The organism is Tardiphaga sp. 20_F10_N6_6, assembly GCF_052076045.1.
Taxonomy (GTDB): Bacteria; Pseudomonadota; Alphaproteobacteria; order Rhizobiales; family Xanthobacteraceae; genus Tardiphaga; species Tardiphaga robiniae.
In genome coordinates, this window is record NZ_CP197239.1 from 1,631,423 (window position 1) to 1,646,077 (window position 14,655).

21 protein-coding genes are annotated in these 14,655 nt (G+C 60.3%); 1 reads left to right on the plus strand and 20 read right to left on the minus strand.

Translation table 11 applies throughout. The annotated features are described in order from the left end of the window. Nucleotides 1-4 precede the first annotated feature (4 nt). From rplE to AB7813_RS07925, 19 genes are all read right to left on the minus strand, one after another. Entirely contained in the window at nt 5-565 is a 561-nt protein-coding gene (gene rplE, locus AB7813_RS07835; RefSeq protein WP_120291946.1) for a 50S ribosomal protein L5, read from the minus strand. Further along, the gene (rplX, locus tag AB7813_RS07840; RefSeq protein WP_068731477.1) at nt 558-872 is read right to left on the minus strand and encodes a 50S ribosomal protein L24; all 315 of its coding nucleotides are present in this window, start codon (nt 870-872) and stop codon (nt 558-560) included. Before rplX ends, rplE begins: the two co-directional genes overlap by 8 nt. Then, the gene (gene rplN, locus AB7813_RS07845; RefSeq protein ID WP_068731479.1) at nt 872-1,240 is read right to left on the minus strand and encodes a 50S ribosomal protein L14; all 369 of its coding nucleotides are present in this window, start codon (nt 1,238-1,240) and stop codon (nt 872-874) included. Before rplN ends, rplX begins: the two co-directional genes overlap by 1 nt. 41 nt (nt 1,241-1,281) lie before the next feature. Then, complete coding sequence (gene rpsQ / locus AB7813_RS07850; protein ID WP_089268173.1) at nt 1,282-1,530, minus strand: 30S ribosomal protein S17; 249 nt, start codon at nt 1,528-1,530, stop codon at nt 1,282-1,284. Nucleotides 1,531-1,540: 10 nt separating this feature from the next. Beyond that, on the minus strand, nt 1,541-1,750 hold the full coding sequence (gene rpmC, locus AB7813_RS07855) for a 50S ribosomal protein L29 (protein WP_089268172.1): 210 nt from the start codon (nt 1,748-1,750) through the stop codon (nt 1,541-1,543). A 4-nt stretch (nt 1,751-1,754) separates the two neighbouring features. Continuing rightward, a complete protein-coding gene (gene rplP, locus AB7813_RS07860; RefSeq protein ID WP_089268171.1) occupies nt 1,755-2,168 on the minus strand; it encodes a 50S ribosomal protein L16 in 414 nt (137 codons plus the stop codon). A 32-nt stretch (nt 2,169-2,200) separates the two neighbouring features. Next, on the minus strand, nt 2,201-2,899 hold the full coding sequence (rpsC, locus tag AB7813_RS07865; RefSeq protein WP_068731624.1) for a 30S ribosomal protein S3: 699 nt from the start codon (nt 2,897-2,899) through the stop codon (nt 2,201-2,203). Between the two features lie 19 nt (nt 2,900-2,918). Continuing rightward, nucleotides 2,919-3,305: a 50S ribosomal protein L22 gene (rplV, locus tag AB7813_RS07870; protein ID WP_068731486.1), complete on the minus strand. Its 387-nt coding sequence runs from the start codon at nt 3,303-3,305 to the stop codon at nt 2,919-2,921. A gap of 10 nt (nt 3,306-3,315) precedes the next feature. Next, nucleotides 3,316-3,594 (minus strand): 30S ribosomal protein S19, encoded by a 279-nt coding sequence (gene rpsS, locus AB7813_RS07875; protein ID WP_089268170.1) that lies wholly within the window; start codon nt 3,592-3,594, stop codon nt 3,316-3,318. A gap of 12 nt (nt 3,595-3,606) precedes the next feature. Continuing rightward, the gene (rplB, locus tag AB7813_RS07880; protein WP_068731490.1) at nt 3,607-4,440 is read right to left on the minus strand and encodes a 50S ribosomal protein L2; all 834 of its coding nucleotides are present in this window, start codon (nt 4,438-4,440) and stop codon (nt 3,607-3,609) included. A gap of 12 nt (nt 4,441-4,452) precedes the next feature. After that, nucleotides 4,453-4,752, minus strand: a complete 300-nt coding sequence (locus AB7813_RS07885; RefSeq protein WP_068731492.1) for a 50S ribosomal protein L23 — start codon at nt 4,750-4,752, stop codon at nt 4,453-4,455. Further along, on the minus strand, nt 4,749-5,369 hold the full coding sequence (gene rplD, locus AB7813_RS07890) for a 50S ribosomal protein L4 (protein ID WP_120291944.1): 621 nt from the start codon (nt 5,367-5,369) through the stop codon (nt 4,749-4,751). The genes AB7813_RS07885 and rplD overlap by 4 nt, the downstream gene beginning before the upstream one ends. Nucleotide 5,370: 1 nt before the next feature. Next, complete coding sequence (gene rplC, locus AB7813_RS07895; protein ID WP_068731496.1) at nt 5,371-6,096, minus strand: 50S ribosomal protein L3; 726 nt, start codon at nt 6,094-6,096, stop codon at nt 5,371-5,373. Between the two features lie 51 nt (nt 6,097-6,147). After that, nucleotides 6,148-6,456 carry a 30S ribosomal protein S10 gene (gene rpsJ, locus AB7813_RS07900; RefSeq protein ID WP_013166261.1) on the minus strand — a complete coding sequence of 103 codons (309 nt, stop codon included), beginning with the start codon at nt 6,454-6,456 and terminating at the stop codon, nt 6,148-6,150. An 83-nt stretch (nt 6,457-6,539) separates the two neighbouring features. Then, nucleotides 6,540-7,730 (minus strand): elongation factor Tu, encoded by a 1,191-nt coding sequence (gene tuf / locus AB7813_RS07905; protein ID WP_184517871.1) that lies wholly within the window; start codon nt 7,728-7,730, stop codon nt 6,540-6,542. A 39-nt stretch (nt 7,731-7,769) separates the two neighbouring features. After that, a complete protein-coding gene (gene fusA / locus AB7813_RS07910; protein ID WP_089268268.1) occupies nt 7,770-9,842 on the minus strand; it encodes an elongation factor G in 2,073 nt (690 codons plus the stop codon). Between the two features lie 31 nt (nt 9,843-9,873). Further along, on the minus strand, nt 9,874-10,344 hold the full coding sequence (gene rpsG / locus AB7813_RS07915; RefSeq protein WP_068731502.1) for a 30S ribosomal protein S7: 471 nt from the start codon (nt 10,342-10,344) through the stop codon (nt 9,874-9,876). Nucleotides 10,345-10,359: 15 nt separating this feature from the next. Beyond that, complete coding sequence (gene rpsL / locus AB7813_RS07920) at nt 10,360-10,731, minus strand: 30S ribosomal protein S12 (RefSeq protein ID WP_068731626.1); 372 nt, start codon at nt 10,729-10,731, stop codon at nt 10,360-10,362. Between the two features lie 736 nt (nt 10,732-11,467). Further along, entirely contained in the window at nt 11,468-11,866 is a 399-nt protein-coding gene (locus AB7813_RS07925) for a RidA family protein (protein ID WP_439064216.1), read from the minus strand. 110 nt (nt 11,867-11,976) lie between these two features. On the opposite strand from AB7813_RS07925, the gene AB7813_RS07930 reads away from it, so the two are divergent. Then, nucleotides 11,977-12,573: a TetR/AcrR family transcriptional regulator gene (locus AB7813_RS07930; protein ID WP_441227968.1), complete on the plus strand. Its 597-nt coding sequence runs from the start codon at nt 11,977-11,979 to the stop codon at nt 12,571-12,573. 25 nt (nt 12,574-12,598) lie between these two features. On the opposite strand, the gene AB7813_RS07935 is transcribed toward AB7813_RS07930, so the two are convergent. Further along, nucleotides 12,599-14,620 (minus strand): ABC transporter ATP-binding protein, encoded by a 2,022-nt coding sequence (locus tag AB7813_RS07935; RefSeq protein ID WP_439083236.1) that lies wholly within the window; start codon nt 14,618-14,620, stop codon nt 12,599-12,601. Nucleotides 14,621-14,655: the final 35 nt, after the last annotated feature.

Sequence of the window (14,655 nt, forward strand, 5' to 3'; positions counted from 1 at the left end):
CTACTCACTGCCGGAACGGGAAATTGAAAGCGGTCAACAAAGCGCGGGCCTCGTCGTCGGTGCGCGCAGTGGTGCACACCGTGATGTCCATGCCCAGCGGCGTATCCCCGGCCTTGTCGAAATCGATTTCCGGGAAAATGATGTGCTCTTTGAGACCGAGCGAGTAGTTGCCACGGCCGTCGAAGCTCTTGGCGTTCAGGCCACGGAAATCTCGCACGCGCGGCAGAGCGACGTTCACCAGACGATCGATGAACTCGTACATCTTCGTCTTGCGGAGAGTCACCTTGGCGCCGATCGGCTGGTTTTCACGCAGCTTGAAGGTCGCGATAGCAACGCGCGAATAGGTCACGATGGCCTTCTGACCAGCGATCAGCGACAGGTCGCTGGCAGCGGTTTCGGCCTTCTTGCGGTCGTTCACAGCTTCGCCAACGCCCATGTTCAGGACGATCTTGTCGAGGCGCGGAACCTGCATGACGTTTTCGTAGCCGAACTGTTCAGTCAGCTTGGCACGAATGGACTTGTCGTATTCGACGCGCAGGCGCGGAATGTAGACGGTCTCAGACATCGATCTCTGCTCCCGAACGCTTGGCGATACGCACCTTGGTGCCATCAGCCTGGATCTTGAAACCAACGCGAGTCGGCTTGCCGTCCTTGCCGACGATCGCGATGTTGGACAGTTGGATCGGCGCCTCTTTCGAGATGATGCCGCCTTCCTGTGCCTGGGTCTGCTTCTGGTGACGCTTGACCAGGTTGACGCCGCGAACCAGCGCCTTGCCCTCGGTCGGGCGCACTTCAAACACTTCGCCGGTACGGCCCTTGTCGCGACCGTTCAGCACGATGACCTTGTCACCCTTGCGAATTTTGGCAGCCATTACAGCACCTCCGGCGCAAGCGAGATGATCTTCATGTGGTTCTTGGCGCGCAGCTCACGCGGCACGGGCCCGAAGATACGGGTACCGATCGGCTCGGACTGATTGTTGATCAGCACGGCAGCGTTGCGATCGAAGCGGATGACAGAGCCATCCGGGCGGCGAATGTCCTTGCGGACGCGCACGACGACCGCCTTCATGACGTCGCCCTTCTTCACCTTCCCGCGTGGGATGGCTTCCTTGATCGATACGACAATTACGTCGCCAACGGATGCATAACGGCGCTTGGATCCACCAATCACCTTAATGCACATGACACGGCGTGCGCCTGAATTATCGGCCACGTCGAGGTTGGTCTGCATCTGAATCATTGATGCACCTCGTCCTCTGTTTATGCGCTAATGCGCGATTTTTAGGCAGTCTTCTTCTGTTCGCCCCGGACAACCGTCCAGTGCTTCAGCTTCGACATCGGCTTGCTCTCTTCGATCCACACCATGTCGCCCGGCTTGAACTCGTTGTTCTCGTCGTGGGCATGGTAGTTTTTCGAACGGCGAATGGTCTTCTTGTAGATCGGGTGCGTAAAGCGACGGTCAACGCGAACAACAACCGTCTTGGCTTGCTTGTCGCTGACGACCACGCCCTGCAGAGTACGTTTCGGCATGTTCGGCCCCTTACTTCGACTTACCGTCGCGCTTCTGCGCGGCGATGGTCTTGATTCGTGCAATATCACGACGCGCCTCACGAAGGCGAGAGGTGTTTTCCAGCTGCCCGGTGGCGCGCTGGAAGCGCAGGTTGAAACGCTCCTTCTTCAGATTGAGGACGGCGTCGTCCATCTGATCGGGGCTCATTGCGCGGATATCGCTGGTTTTCATTTCGGCCATGGCTCTACTCCGCAATGCGCGTAACGAAACGCGTCTTGATCGGCAGCTTGGCGGCAGCGAGGGTCATCGCTTCCTTGGCAATCTGCGTGGTGACACCGTCGATCTCGAAGATCACTCGGCCTGGCTTGACGCGCGCAACCCACAGTTCCGGGGTACCCTTGCCGGAGCCCATTCGGACTTCAGCGGGCTTCTTCGAAACCGGAAGATCCGGGAACACCCGGATCCAGACGCGGCCGGCACGCTTCATGTGACGGGTCAGCGCGCGACGGGCAGCTTCGATCTGACGCGCGGTCAGACGTTCCGGCGCCATTGCCTTCAGGCCGAACTGACCGAAAGCCAGCGTGGCGCCCGAAGTCGCAACGCCGTGGATCCGGCCCTTATGCGCCTTCCGGAACTTGGTCTTCTTTGGTTGCATCATGGCTTACGCCCTCAAACCTTCTAATTAAACGCTCAAGCGGCGTCGCGACGCGGCCGGGAATTGTCACCCTCGGCCATGCGCTTGTCCTGAGCCATCGGATCGTGCTCGAGGATTTCGCCCTTGAAGATCCAGACCTTGACGCCGCAGGTGCCGAACGTCGTGAACGCGGTGGCTACGCCGTAATCGATATCCGCACGCAGCGTGTGCAGCGGCACGCGACCTTCGCGATACCATTCCATACGCGCGATTTCCGCACCGCCCAGACGACCCGAGCAGTTGATACGAATGCCTTCGGCGCCGAGACGCATTGCCGACTGCACTGCCCGCTTCATCGCACGGCGGAACGCAACGCGGCGCTCGAGCTGCTGCGCGATCGACTCGGCGACCAGGGTCGCATCGAGCTCCGGCTTGCGGATTTCGACGATGTTGATCACCACGTCCGACGAGGTGATGTCGGCAACCTTCTTGCGAAGCTTGTCGATGTCAGCGCCCTTCTTGCCGATGACAACACCCGGACGAGCCGACTGAATAGTCACGCGGCACTTCTTGTGCGGGCGCTCGATGATGATCTTGGCGACGGCAGCCTGCTTGAGCTCCTTGTGCAGGATCTCGCGGATCTTGACGTCTTCGTGCAACAACTTGCCGTATTCGTTCTTGCCGGCATACCAACGTGAATCCCACGTACGGTTGATGCCAAGACGCAGACCGATTGGATTGATCTTCTGACCCATCTTATTCTCCTGCGCCTGCTTACGCTGCTGCTTCTGCTTCGACCTGACGAACGACAATCGTCAGCTGCGCAAACGGTTTAAAGATACGGCCCGAACGGCCACGGCCGCGCGGACTGAAACGCTTCATCACGATGCCCTTGCCGACATGCGCCTCGGAGACGATCAGTGCGTCAACGTCGAGGTCATGGTTGTTCTCGGCGTTAGCGATCGCCGATTCCAGGCACTTCTTCACGTCGACCGCGATCCGCTTACGCGAGAACTGCAGATCGGCGAGTGCAGCCGAAGCCTTGCGGCCGCGGATCATCTGCGCAACCAGGTTCAGCTTCTGCGGGCTCACGCGCAACATGCGGGCGATCGCCTTGGCCTCGTTATCCGGGAGGCTCCGTTCGCGCTTTGGCTTGCTCATGACTTAGTCCTCAGCCCTTCTTGGCTTTCTTGTCGCCGGCGTGGCCATGGAAGGTACGGGTCGGCGAGAACTCGCCGAACTTGTGACCAACCATTTCCTCGTTCACAGCGACAGGTACATGCTTCTGGCCGTTGTAAACGCCGAAGGTGAGACCCACGAACTGCGGCAAGATCGTCGAGCGACGGCTCCAGATCTTGATCACATCATGACGACCAGACGAACGAGCGGCATCTGCCTTCTTGAGCAGCGAACCCTCGACGAACGGGCCTTTCCAGACTGAACGAACCATGTCCGGCGATCCTTACTTCTTCCGCTTGTGGCGGCTGATGAGAATGAACTTGTTGGTCGACTTGTTCGACCGGGTCTTCTTGCCCTTGGTCGGCTTGCCCCAGGGCGTAACCGGGTGACGACCACCCGAGGTACGACCTTCACCACCACCGTGCGGATGGTCGATCGGGTTCATGACGACGCCGCGGTTATGCGGACGCCAGCCGAGCCAGCGAGTACGACCGGCCTTGCCGATCGAGATGTTCATGTGATCCGGGTTCGACACAGCGCCGATGGTGGCGGTGCAACGCCCGTGAACCAGACGCTGTTCGCCCGAGTTCAGACGGATGATCACGTAATCATGGTCACGACCGACGAGCTGGGCATAGGTGCCAGCGGAACGAGCGATCTGGCCGCCCTTCCCGATCTTCATCTCGACGTTGTGGATGATCGTGCCGATCGGCATGTTGCCGAGCGGCATGACATTGCCCGGCTTCACGTCGACATAGCTGCCGGCGATGACGGTATCGCCAACGGCCAGACGCTGCGGCGCCAGGATATAAGCCTGCTCGCCATCGGTGTACTTGATCAGCGCGATAAACGCGGTGCGGTTCGGATCGTATTCCAGACGCTCGACCACGGCCGGAACGTCGACCTTGGAACGCTTGAAGTCGACGATACGATAGGACTTCTTGTGGCCACCGCCACGGAAGCGCACCGTGATGCGACCGGTGTTGTTACGACCGCCAGCCGAGTGCTTGCCTTCGGTCAGAGCCTTGACAGGCTTGCCCTTGTACAGCGCGGAACGATCCACCATGACCAGCTGACGCTGGCCGGGTGTCGTTGGGTTGAATGTCTTAAGTGCCATCGTTGATCGCCCTTACAGTCCGGTCGTAACGTCGATGCGGTGGCCCTCTTCGAGGGTCACGATCGCACGCTTGACGTTCGACTGTGAACCGAGGTTGCCACGGAAGATCTTCGTCTTGCCCTTGCGAACCAGCGTGTTCACGCTCTTTACCTTGACGTCGAACAGCTTTTCGACGGCTTCCTTGATCTGCGGCTTGGTGGCCTTGCCGTCGACCTTGAAAACAACCTTGTTGAATTCAGAAGCGACAGTGGCCTTTTCCGTCACCACAGGGGCGACGATCACGTCGTAATGGCGCGGGTCGATATTCTTCATTTGAAGCGCGCCTCCAACGCATCAAGCGCCGCCTTGGTCAGAACCAGCTTCTGACGACGCAGAATGTCATAGACGTTGATGCCCTGGATCGGCAGCACGTCGATGTTCGGAATGTTACGGGCCGCCTGAGCGAAACCGACATGAACCTCGGCGCCATCGATGATCAGCGCATTGGTCAGGCCGAGACCCGAGAAGTGACCGAGCAGAGCCTTGGTCTTGGCGGCTTCCAGGTTGGCGTTCTCGATCACGATCAAGCCGCCGTCCTTGGCCTTCGCCGACAGAGCATGCTTCAGCGCGAGTGCACGGACCTTCTTCGGCAGATCGAACGCATGGGAGCGAACGACCGGACCGAAGGCACGACCGCCGCCGCGGAACTGCGGAACGCGAGCCGAACCGTGACGAGCACCGCCGGTGCCCTTCTGCTTGTACATCTTCTTGCCGGTGCGCCAGATTTCGGCGCGACCCTTGGCCTTGTGGTTGCCCGACTGGCGCTTTGCGAGCTGCCAGTTGACGCAACGCTGGATGATATCGGCGCGCGGATCGAGACCGAAGATGGCATCCGACAGCTCGATCGAGCCGGCGTCCTTGCCCTCAAGCGTGGTGACGTTCAGTTTCATCTCACGCTCCTTCCTGCTCGGCCGCAGGTGCTTCAACGGTCGCACCCTCTCCTGCCAGCTTGAACTTGCCGGGCTTCGGCGCGTCCTTCGGCAGAGCCTTCTTCACCGCATCGCGAACCGAAATCCAGCCACCCTTGGAGCCGGGAACGGCACCTTCGACGAGGATCAGGCCGCGCTCGACATCAAGCTGCACGACGCGCAGGTTGAGCGTGGTGATACGATCGACACCCATGTGACCGGGCATCTTCTTGTTCTTGAAGGTCTTGCCGGGATCCTGACGACCACCGGTCGAACCGATCGAACGATGCGAAACCGACACACCGTGCGTGGCGCGAAGACCGCCGAAATTCCAGCGCTTCATACCACCGGCGAAGCCCTTACCGACCGAGGTGCCGGTGACATCGACGAACTGGCCAACCACGAAGTGGTCTGCCTGAATCTCGGCGCCGACCGGGATCAGCGCGTCTTCCGACACGCGGAATTCCGCGACCTTCCGCTTGGGTTCAACCTTGGCGACCGCGAACTGGCCGCGTTCAGCCTTGGGCAAATACACGGTCTTGCGCGAGCCCGATCCGAGCTGCAGCGCGACGTAACCGTTCTTCTCGCTGGTGAGGTGGCCAACCACCTGGCAGTTACCCAGCTTGAGCACGGTCACAGGGATATGTTCACCGGCGTCTGTGAAGACCCGGGTCATCCCGACCTTTTGTGCGATCACTCCGGAGCGCATCGGCGTGCTTCCTGTTCTTTCTGTCCGTTTGACCGGACGGGACCTAAATACTTAGAGCTTGATCTCGACGTCGACACCGGCGGCCAGGTCGAGCTTCATCAAAGCATCGACTGTCTGCGGGGTCGGATCGACGATATCGAGAAGACGCTTATGAGTGCGCATCTCGAACTGCTCGCGGCTCTTCTTGTCGACGTGCGGCGAACGGTTGACCGTGAACTTCTCGATGCGCGTCGGCAGCGGGATGGGTCCACGGACCTGTGCACCCGTGCGCTTCGCGGTGCTTACGATCTCACGGGTCGATGCATCGAGGATACGATGATCGAACGCCTTGAGACGAATGCGGATATTCTGGCCGTTCATTGCCGTGTCTTTCTTTGAAAGCGAATGGTTGTTGCGAGTAGCGAGTAGCGAGACCCGCTACTCACGACTTCCTGTTCGCGTCCTTACTCGATGATGCTAGCGACGACGCCTGCACCGACGGTGCGGCCGCCTTCACGGATGGCGAAGCGCAGCTTTTCTTCCATCGCGATCGGCACGATCAGGTGCACTTCCATGGCGATGTTGTCGCCCGGCATCACCATTTCGGTGCCTTCCGGCAGATGCACCACACCGGTCACGTCGGTGGTGCGGAAGTAGAACTGCGGACGGTAGTTGGTGAAGAACGGCGTGTGACGGCCACCCTCTTCCTTGGTGAGGATGTAAGCCTCGGCCTTGAACTTGGTGTGCGGCTTCACCGAACCCGGCTTGCACAGCACCTGGCCGCGCTCGACGTCTTCACGCTTGGTGCCGCGCAGCAGCGCGCCGATGTTGTCGCCGGCCTGGCCCTGATCGAGCAGCTTGCGGAACATTTCAACGCCGGTGCAGATCGTCTTCTGCGTGGCGCGGATGCCGACGATTTCGATTTCCTCGCCGACCTTGACGATGCCGCGCTCGACGCGGCCGGTCACGACCGTACCACGGCCCGAGATCGAGAACACGTCTTCCACTGGCATCAGGAACGGCTGGTCAACCGGACGCTCCGGCTGCGGGATGTAGCTGTCGACATTCTTCATCAGTTCGAGAATGGCGTCGTGACCGAGCTTCTGGTCCGAGTTTTCGAGAGCGGCCAGCGCCGAACCCTTGATGATCGGAATGTCGTCGCCCGGGAAGTCGTACTTCGAGAGCAGTTCGCGCACTTCCATTTCCACGAGCTCGAGCAGTTCCGGATCATCGACCATGTCGCACTTGTTCAGGAACACGACCAGCGCGGGCACGCCGACCTGGCGGGCGAGCAGGATGTGCTCGCGGGTCTGCGGCATCGGGCCGTCAGCGGCCGACACGACCAGGATGCCACCGTCCATCTGCGCGGCGCCGGTGATCATGTTCTTCACATAGTCGGCGTGGCCGGGGCAGTCGACGTGGGCGTAGTGCCGGTTGGCGGTCTCGTATTCGACGTGCGCGGTCGAAATGGTGATGCCGCGGGCCTTTTCCTCGGGCGCCTTGTCGATCTGGTCGTAAGCGGTGAACGTGGCACCGCCCGTCTCTGCCAGCACCTTCGTGATCGCCGCCGTCAGCGACGTCTTGCCGTGGTCAACGTGACCGATCGTACCAATATTGCAGTGCGGCTTGTTACGTTCAAATTTTGCTTTGGCCATGACTCTCTCCGTTTAGTCGTCAACTGTCGCTAACGACAATCAGGCAAACTTCTTCTGGACTTCTGCCGACACATTGGCCGGCGCTTCCGCGTAGTGATCGAATGACATCGAGAACGTTGCACGACCCTGGCTCATCGAGCGCAGCGTGTTCACGTAACCGAACATGTTCATGAGCGGCACCATCGCGTTGATGACGTTGGCGTTGCCGCGCATGTCCTGACCCTGGATCTGACCGCGCCGCGAGTTCAAGTCGCCGATGACCGAACCGGTGTAGTCTTCCGGGGTCACGCATTCGACCTTCATGATCGGCTCGAGCAGAACGGACTTGCCCTTCTGCAGCGCGTCGCGGAGTGCCGCGCGCGAAGCAATTTCGAAGGCCAGTGCCGACGAGTCGACGTCGTGATAGGCGCCGTCAACCAGCTGGACATGAACGTCGACCACGGGGAAGCCCGCGACCACGCCCGAGGTCATGACGCTGTTGAGCCCCTTTTCGACGCCGGGGATGTATTCCTTCGGAACCGAACCACCGACGACCTTGGATTCGAACACGAAGCCCGAACCCGGCTCGCCCGGCTCGACCACGAACTTGACGCGGGCGAACTGGCCGGTACCACCGGTCTGCTTCTTGTGGGTATAGTCGACTTCAGCGCGCTTCGTGATCTTCTCACGGAACGCCACCTGCGGTGCGCCGATATTCGCGTCGACCTTGTAGGTACGGCGCAGAATGTCGACCTTGATGTCGAGATGGAGTTCGCCCATGCCCTTCAGGATGGTCTGGCCGGACTCGTGGTCGGTCGACACGCGGAACGACGGATCTTCTGCAGCGAGCTTCGCCAGAGCGACGCCCAGCTTTTCCTGGTCGGCCTTGGACTTCGGCTCGATCGCGATTTCGATCACCGGCTCCGGGAATTCCATGCGCTCGAGAATGACCTGCTTGTCCGGATCGCAAAGCGTGTCACCGGTGCGGGCTTCCTTGAGGCCAGCCAGAGCGACGATGTCGCCGGCAAAGGCTTCCTTGATGTCTTCACGGTTGTTCGCATGCATCAGCAGCATGCGGCCGATACGTTCTTTCTTCTCACGGGTCGAGTTCACGACACCGGTGCCGCTCTGCAGAACACCCGAATAGATGCGGCAGAACGTGATGGTGCCGACGAACGGATCGTCCATGATCTTGAATGCGAGCAGAGCCAACGGCTCCTTGTCGTCCGCCTTGCGGAGGATCTCGTTGCCGTCTTCGTCCGTACCCTTGATGGCAGGAACGTCAACCGGCGACGGCAGATAATCGACAACCGCGTCGAGCAAAGGCTGCACGCCCTTGTTCTTGAAGGCCGAGCCGCAGAGAACCGGGTAGAACGCGCCAGTCAGCACGGCCTTACGGATCAGACGCTTGAGGGTCGCCTCGTCCGGCTCGGTGCCGTCGAGGTAAGCAGTCATCGCCTCATCGTCGAGTTCGACGGCGGCTTCGAGCAGCTTCTCGCGATATTCCTTGGCCTTCTCGACCAGGTCAGCCGGAATGTCGACGGTCTCGTACTTCGCGCCGAGGGCCTCGTTGTTCCAGATATAGGCCTTCATGATCACGAGATCGACCATGCCGACGAAGTCGTTCTCAGCGCCGATCGGCAGCTGGATCGCAACGGGCTTCGCGCCGAGACGGTCGATGATGTCCTGCAGGCACTTGTAGAAGTCAGCGCCGGTCTTATCCATCTTGTTCGCGAAAACGATCCGCGGAACCTTGTACTTGTCGCCCTGACGCCAGACGGTTTCGGTCTGCGGCTCGACGCCCTGGTTGGAGTCGAGAACGCACACGGCGCCGTCGAGCACGCGCAGCGAACGCTCGACTTCAATCGTGAAGTCGACGTGGCCGGGGGTGTCGATGATGTTCAGGCGATGGCCATTCCAGAATGCAGTGGTGGCAGCGGACGTGATGGTGATGCCACGCTCCTGCTCCTGCTCCATCCAATCCATCGTCGCGGCACCTTCGTGCACTTCGCCGATTTTGTGGCTCTTGCCGGTGTAATAGAGGATGCGCTCGGTCGTTGTCGTCTTACCGGCATCGATATGCGCCATGATACCGAAGTTACGGTAGTCCTCAATGGCATGTACGCGAGGCATGGGATGTTCCTTAAATTCCGGAGTTTCGCCGTTACCAGCGATAGTGCGAGAATGCGCGATTGGCTTCCGCCATCTTGTGCACGTCTTCCCGCTTCTTCACGGCGTTACCACGGTTGTTCGACGCATCGAGCAGCTCAGCCGAGAGACGCTCGGTCATGGTCTTCTCGTTTCGAGCGCGCGCAGCGGTGATCAGCCAGCGAATGCCCAGCGCCTGGCGCCGAATGCTGCGGACTTCAACCGGCACCTGATAGGTGGCGCCACCGACGCGACGCGAACGAACTTCGATCGTCGGCATCACATTTTCCAGAGCCTGCTCGAACACGCCGAGCGGACCCTGCTTGGTCTTCGCTTCGATCATTTCGAAAGCACCGTAAACGATGGTTTCGGCGGCAGACTTCTTGCCGTCATACATGATCGAATTCATGAACTTGGTGACGATGACGTTCCCGAACTTCGGATCCGGGTTAACTTCACGCTTTTCAGCAGAATGGCGACGAGACATCGATCAGACCCCGGCTTACTTCGGACGCTTCGCGCCGTACTTCGAACGACGCTGCTTACGGTTCTTGACGCCCTGGGTATCCAGCACGCCGCGGAGGATGTGGTAACGAACGCCGGGCAAATCCTTGACGCGACCGCCGCGGATCATGACCACGGAGTGCTCCTGAAGGTTATGACCTTCACCCGGAATGTAACCGATGACTTCGAAGCCATTGGTCAGACGCACCTTGGCAACCTTACGAAGCGCCGAGTTCGGCTTCTTCGGAGTCGTCGTGTAGACGCGCGTGCAAACGCCGCGCTTCTGCGGCGACTGCTGCAGCGCAGGAACCTTCTTGCGCGACTTCTGAATTGCGCGCGGAGTAGCGATCAGCTGGTTGATCGTCGGCATGTCAGCCTTCACCCTTTAGTTCGCTCGAAGCCGTAACGGCTTCCTCAAAATCACTCGGAGCAACCTGCCCCACGGTTCGCATCACGTGAAAAGCTTCACGCAAAACGAAATCACGCCAACCATTCATTGCTGAACGGAAAGCGCTTAACGCCACAGAGGACCGCGATCATGACCGCCAGACTTATGTCTTCAGGTCTGCACCGAGGTCATGCATTCGAATTTAATCTCAGGAGAGAAGTCTCTCAGGAGACAAACGTCGTTTTGGCATTGCCTTGATATAGCGACAGCGTTTGAGCTTCTTGGTCGAGGTTGGTGCCCAATCAGCTCCGAAAAGCCGACCGGGTGATCCGTTCCGACACTGGCGAAGCTCACCGCCTGTCGTTGAATGGCCGGGTTGTATCCGCAGGGGATACCCAAGTCAACAACAAAGCGCGATGAAAGAAACGCTTCTCGCACTGCATCTTCTAGCATGTGGATCATGACAGAACATACGCGATTTCGACGCCCGCCATGTCATCCACGAAAGAATCCGCGACTCGGATTCGTTGCAGTTTGATGAAAGAGAATCGCCTGGGTTGCGGATTTTTTGCGCCCTGCCCCGCCGACTCGCATCCGATGCAAACCGTACCGCGTCCCGAATCGACACACCGGGCCAGCATCGATCAGCAGCAAATATTACCAGGGGCCGAATGGAGAGGGACACAGCCCACCCCACCCGACACTCGCGACCAGCCAATCAGGCGGATACAGGGATGCGTGCGATAACCTTGATCTCGAAATCGAAGCCCGCCAGCCAGTTGACCCCGACCGCGGTCCAATTCGGGTAAGGCGGCTCGCCAATCACGGCCAATCGGACGGCATTGACCGCCGCGAACTGGGTGGCCGGGTCGGTGTGGAAGGTGGTGACGTCAACCACGTCGTCGAACGTGCAACCTGCCGCCTTCAGCACGGCCGCGAGGTTATCGAATGCCAGCTGGACCTGCTTTTCAAAAACCGGCTCCGGTGAGCCATCTTCCCGGCTGCCGACCTGGCCGGAGACAAACAAGAGATCGCCCGAGCGTATCGCCGCCGAATACCGGTTAATCTCGTAAAGCGGCTGCCGGCCGGCCGGGAAAATCGCGTCGCGTTTGGTCATGGTGTCAGTCCTGTTCAAAGATTATATACGCTCCGTATGTCAGAATATTCAGGCATACGCCTCGTATGTCAATACGCATACAGCGCGTATGTTACTTTGCAGAGATGACAGTGGTCGCGAGACGGCGTGCAGAAATGGTGGAGGAAACCCGGGCCAAGCTCATCCGGGCGGCCCGGACGGCTTTCGCCGCCAAAGGCTATGCGGCCGCGTCGATGGACGATCTGACCGCCGAAGCCGGCCTGACGCGCGGCGCGCTCTATCACAACTTCGGCGACAAGAAGGGTTTGCTGCAGGCCGTCATCGATCAGATCGACGCGGAAATGTTGGCACGGATGCGCGCTGCCCGCGGCCAGGCGGACACCGCATGGGACGGGTTTCTCAACGAGGGCGTCGCCTATATCGAAATGTCCCTCGAGCCGGAGATCCAGCGCATCATGCTGCTGGATGGCCCCGCCGTGCTCGGCGATCCCTCGCAATGGCCGAACCAAACTGCCTGTCTGCGCACAACAACACAGGCGATTCAACGGCTGATCGACGATGGAACGGTCAAGCCTGTCGATGCCGAAGCGGCGGCCCGTCTGATCAATGGCGCGGCGCTCAACGCCGCCCTCTGGATCGCTGCCGCCGACGATCCCCACGCGGTCCTTGCGAAAGCTGTCGAGGCTTTCCGCCAGCTCGCGGCGGGCTTGCTGCGAACGGCGGGATGACCGCCTCACACATCTTCAGATGCGCTCACTCGTCGTCGTCATCATCATCGTCGCTGGCAGATGACCTGTGCCGCTGGTCGTCCCAGAGCTGGCGATAGGTACCGTTCAGCGCCAGCAGCTCCTTGTGCGAGCCGCGCTCGATCGCCTTGCCGCCATTGATGACGATGATTTCGTCCATATCCACCACGGCGGCCAGCCGGTGCGTCGACGAAATCAGGGTGCGGCCCTTGGCGAGTTTGAACAGCGTCTTGTTGAGCGCCGCCTCGGTTGTCTGGTCGAGGGCGGATGTCGCCTCATCCAGCAGGAGCACCGACGGATTGCGGACGACGGCCCGCGCGATCGCAATGCGCTGGCGTTGGCCGCCGGATAGCGTATCGCCGCGCTCGCCGACCTGGGTGTCGTATTTGTCCGGAAGGCTCATGATGTAGCGATGGATCTCGGCCTTGCGCGCCGCCTGCTCGACTTCCTCGTCGGTGGCGCCTTCCTTGCCGAGCCGGATGTTCTCGCGGATTGACATGTTGAACAGCATGTTCTCCTGGAACACCACGGCCATGTGTCCGCGCAGGGACTCGCGCGTGATCTTGCGGATATCGACGCCGTCAATGGTCACCCTGCCCTCGTCCGGCATATAGAGCCGCAGGATCAGGTTCAGCAACGTGCTCTTGCCGGAACCGGATGGGCCGACAATGGCGACGGTCTTGCCGACATTGATCTTGAGGCTGAGATTGTCGAGCACCGGCTGCTGGCTGTTCTCATACTTGAACGAGACGCGATCGAACGTGATGTCGTTGACGATGCGCGGCAGCTCCGGTGAGCCGGGCTTGTCGGCGCCGCGTGTCGGCTCGTCGAGCATCTCCTCCATGTGCCGCACGGCCGCCGCTGCCTGGATCGACACCGGGATGAAATGCATGACGTGGGCGATGTTGTAGGACACCTCCCAGAACGCGCTTTCGAAGGTGACGAAGGTACCGACCGTGATCTGGCCCTTGGTGGCGAGATAGGCGCCGATCGCCAGCACCACCAAATGCAGCAGCAACACCGAGACGGTGACCGAGCGCTCGACCATGGTCGACAGGAAGGTCGCCGCCGCGATCCTGTCGCGCGTTTCGTTGTTGCGTAGCCGGAACCAGCCCATGGTACGCCGCTGCAGGCTGAAGGCCTTGATCACCGCCTGTGCCGCGATGTTTTCCTGCACCATGCCGAGCACGGACGCTTCGCTGAGCTTCTGGTCGTAATTGGCCTGCACGGCCTTCGGCGTCAGGATGCGCGGGCCGATCAGTGTGATCGGGAAAATCAATAGCGCGACGGCGGCAAGCTGCCAGTTCAGATACAGCATCAGTCCGATGCCGGCGATCAGTTCGAGGAACGGCAGCAATGCGCTGTTGGCGAAACTCTTGATGGCCGTCTCGAAAGACGACAGATCGATCGAGAAGCGAGACAGGATCTCGCCGCGCTTGGTGCGGGCGAAATAGGCCGACGGCAGATCCTGCACGTGATCGAACAGACGCGAGCGGACGTCCGTGATGATCGAGGCTGCCAGTTTGGCGTCCCAGCGCTCGTACCAGATCGCAACGATCGACGTGACAATGCCGGCGACGGCCAGCACCGACAGGATCTTGAACAGCGCGTCGAAGTCTTCCTCGCCGAGCGCGTCGTCGATCAGATATTTGAGGCTGAGCGGCATGATGACGTTGAACAGCGTCTCGACCAGAACGCCGAAGCCAACGAAGCCAAGCAACTTGCGGTACTTGCCGAGCAACGGCCGCGTGAAACGATAGACCGTCCCGAAGGCGCCGGCGGCCTCGCGCGCGGTGAAGACGACCAGTTCCTCGTCATCATCGTCATCGAGCTCGTCGTCTTCATCCTCGTCGTCATCATCGACGGCAGGCTTGGCTTTTGCCGTCTTCTCGACAGCCGGCGGTTTCGTGCTGGGAACCGAAGCGGCGGCAGCGCCAACCGGGAGCGCAAACTTGTCATCGAGCGGCGTGGCCGGCTCGGCCGCGTTCTTGTCGTCAGATGGAGGCTTTGGAGGTGGCTTCGACGCCATGGAACGAACCGTTGCTGCACGGTCCTTCGACCGCA

Excerpts from the sequence above, each read along its gene's own strand:
- rplB (WP_068731490.1), bottom strand. The coding sequence starts at position 4,440 with ATGGCACTTAAGACATTCAACCCAACGACACCCGGCCAGCGTCAGCTG.
- rplV (WP_068731486.1), bottom strand. The coding sequence starts at position 3,305 with ATGAGCAAGCCAAAGCGCGAACGGAGCCTCCCGGATAACGAGGCCAAG.
- rpmC (WP_089268172.1), bottom strand. The coding sequence starts at position 1,750 with ATGGCCGAAATGAAAACCAGCGATATCCGCGCAATGAGCCCCGATCAG.
- rpsG (WP_068731502.1), bottom strand. The coding sequence starts at position 10,344 with ATGTCTCGTCGCCATTCTGCTGAAAAGCGTGAAGTTAACCCGGATCCG.
- rpsL (WP_068731626.1), bottom strand. The coding sequence starts at position 10,731 with ATGCCGACGATCAACCAGCTGATCGCTACTCCGCGCGCAATTCAGAAG.
- rplX (WP_068731477.1), bottom strand. The coding sequence starts at position 872 with ATGGCTGCCAAAATTCGCAAGGGTGACAAGGTCATCGTGCTGAACGGT.
- rplE (WP_120291946.1), bottom strand. The coding sequence starts at position 565 with ATGTCTGAGACCGTCTACATTCCGCGCCTGCGCGTCGAATACGACAAG.
- fusA (WP_089268268.1), bottom strand. The coding sequence starts at position 9,842 with ATGCCTCGCGTACATGCCATTGAGGACTACCGTAACTTCGGTATCATG.
- rpsQ (WP_089268173.1), bottom strand. The coding sequence starts at position 1,530 with ATGCCGAAACGTACTCTGCAGGGCGTGGTCGTCAGCGACAAGCAAGCC.
- AB7813_RS07935 (WP_439083236.1), bottom strand. The coding sequence starts at position 14,620 with ATGGCGTCGAAGCCACCTCCAAAGCCTCCATCTGACGACAAGAACGCG.
- rplN (WP_068731479.1), bottom strand. The coding sequence starts at position 1,240 with ATGATTCAGATGCAGACCAACCTCGACGTGGCCGATAATTCAGGCGCA.
- rplP (WP_089268171.1), bottom strand. The coding sequence starts at position 2,168 with ATGATGCAACCAAAGAAGACCAAGTTCCGGAAGGCGCATAAGGGCCGG.
- rplC (WP_068731496.1), bottom strand. The coding sequence starts at position 6,096 with ATGCGCTCCGGAGTGATCGCACAAAAGGTCGGGATGACCCGGGTCTTC.
- rpsJ (WP_013166261.1), bottom strand. The coding sequence starts at position 6,456 with ATGAACGGCCAGAATATCCGCATTCGTCTCAAGGCGTTCGATCATCGT.
- rpsC (WP_068731624.1), bottom strand. The coding sequence starts at position 2,899 with ATGGGTCAGAAGATCAATCCAATCGGTCTGCGTCTTGGCATCAACCGT.
- tuf (WP_184517871.1), bottom strand. The coding sequence starts at position 7,730 with ATGGCCAAAGCAAAATTTGAACGTAACAAGCCGCACTGCAATATTGGT.
- rplD (WP_120291944.1), bottom strand. The coding sequence starts at position 5,369 with ATGAAACTGAACGTCACCACGCTTGAGGGCAAGGACGCCGGCTCGATC.
- rpsS (WP_089268170.1), bottom strand. The coding sequence starts at position 3,594 with ATGGTTCGTTCAGTCTGGAAAGGCCCGTTCGTCGAGGGTTCGCTGCTC.
- AB7813_RS07925 (WP_439064216.1), bottom strand. The coding sequence starts at position 11,866 with ATGACCAAACGCGACGCGATTTTCCCGGCCGGCCGGCAGCCGCTTTAC.
- AB7813_RS07885 (WP_068731492.1), bottom strand. The coding sequence starts at position 4,752 with ATGAAGAATATCGACCCGCGCCATTACGACGTGATCGTCGCCCCTGTG.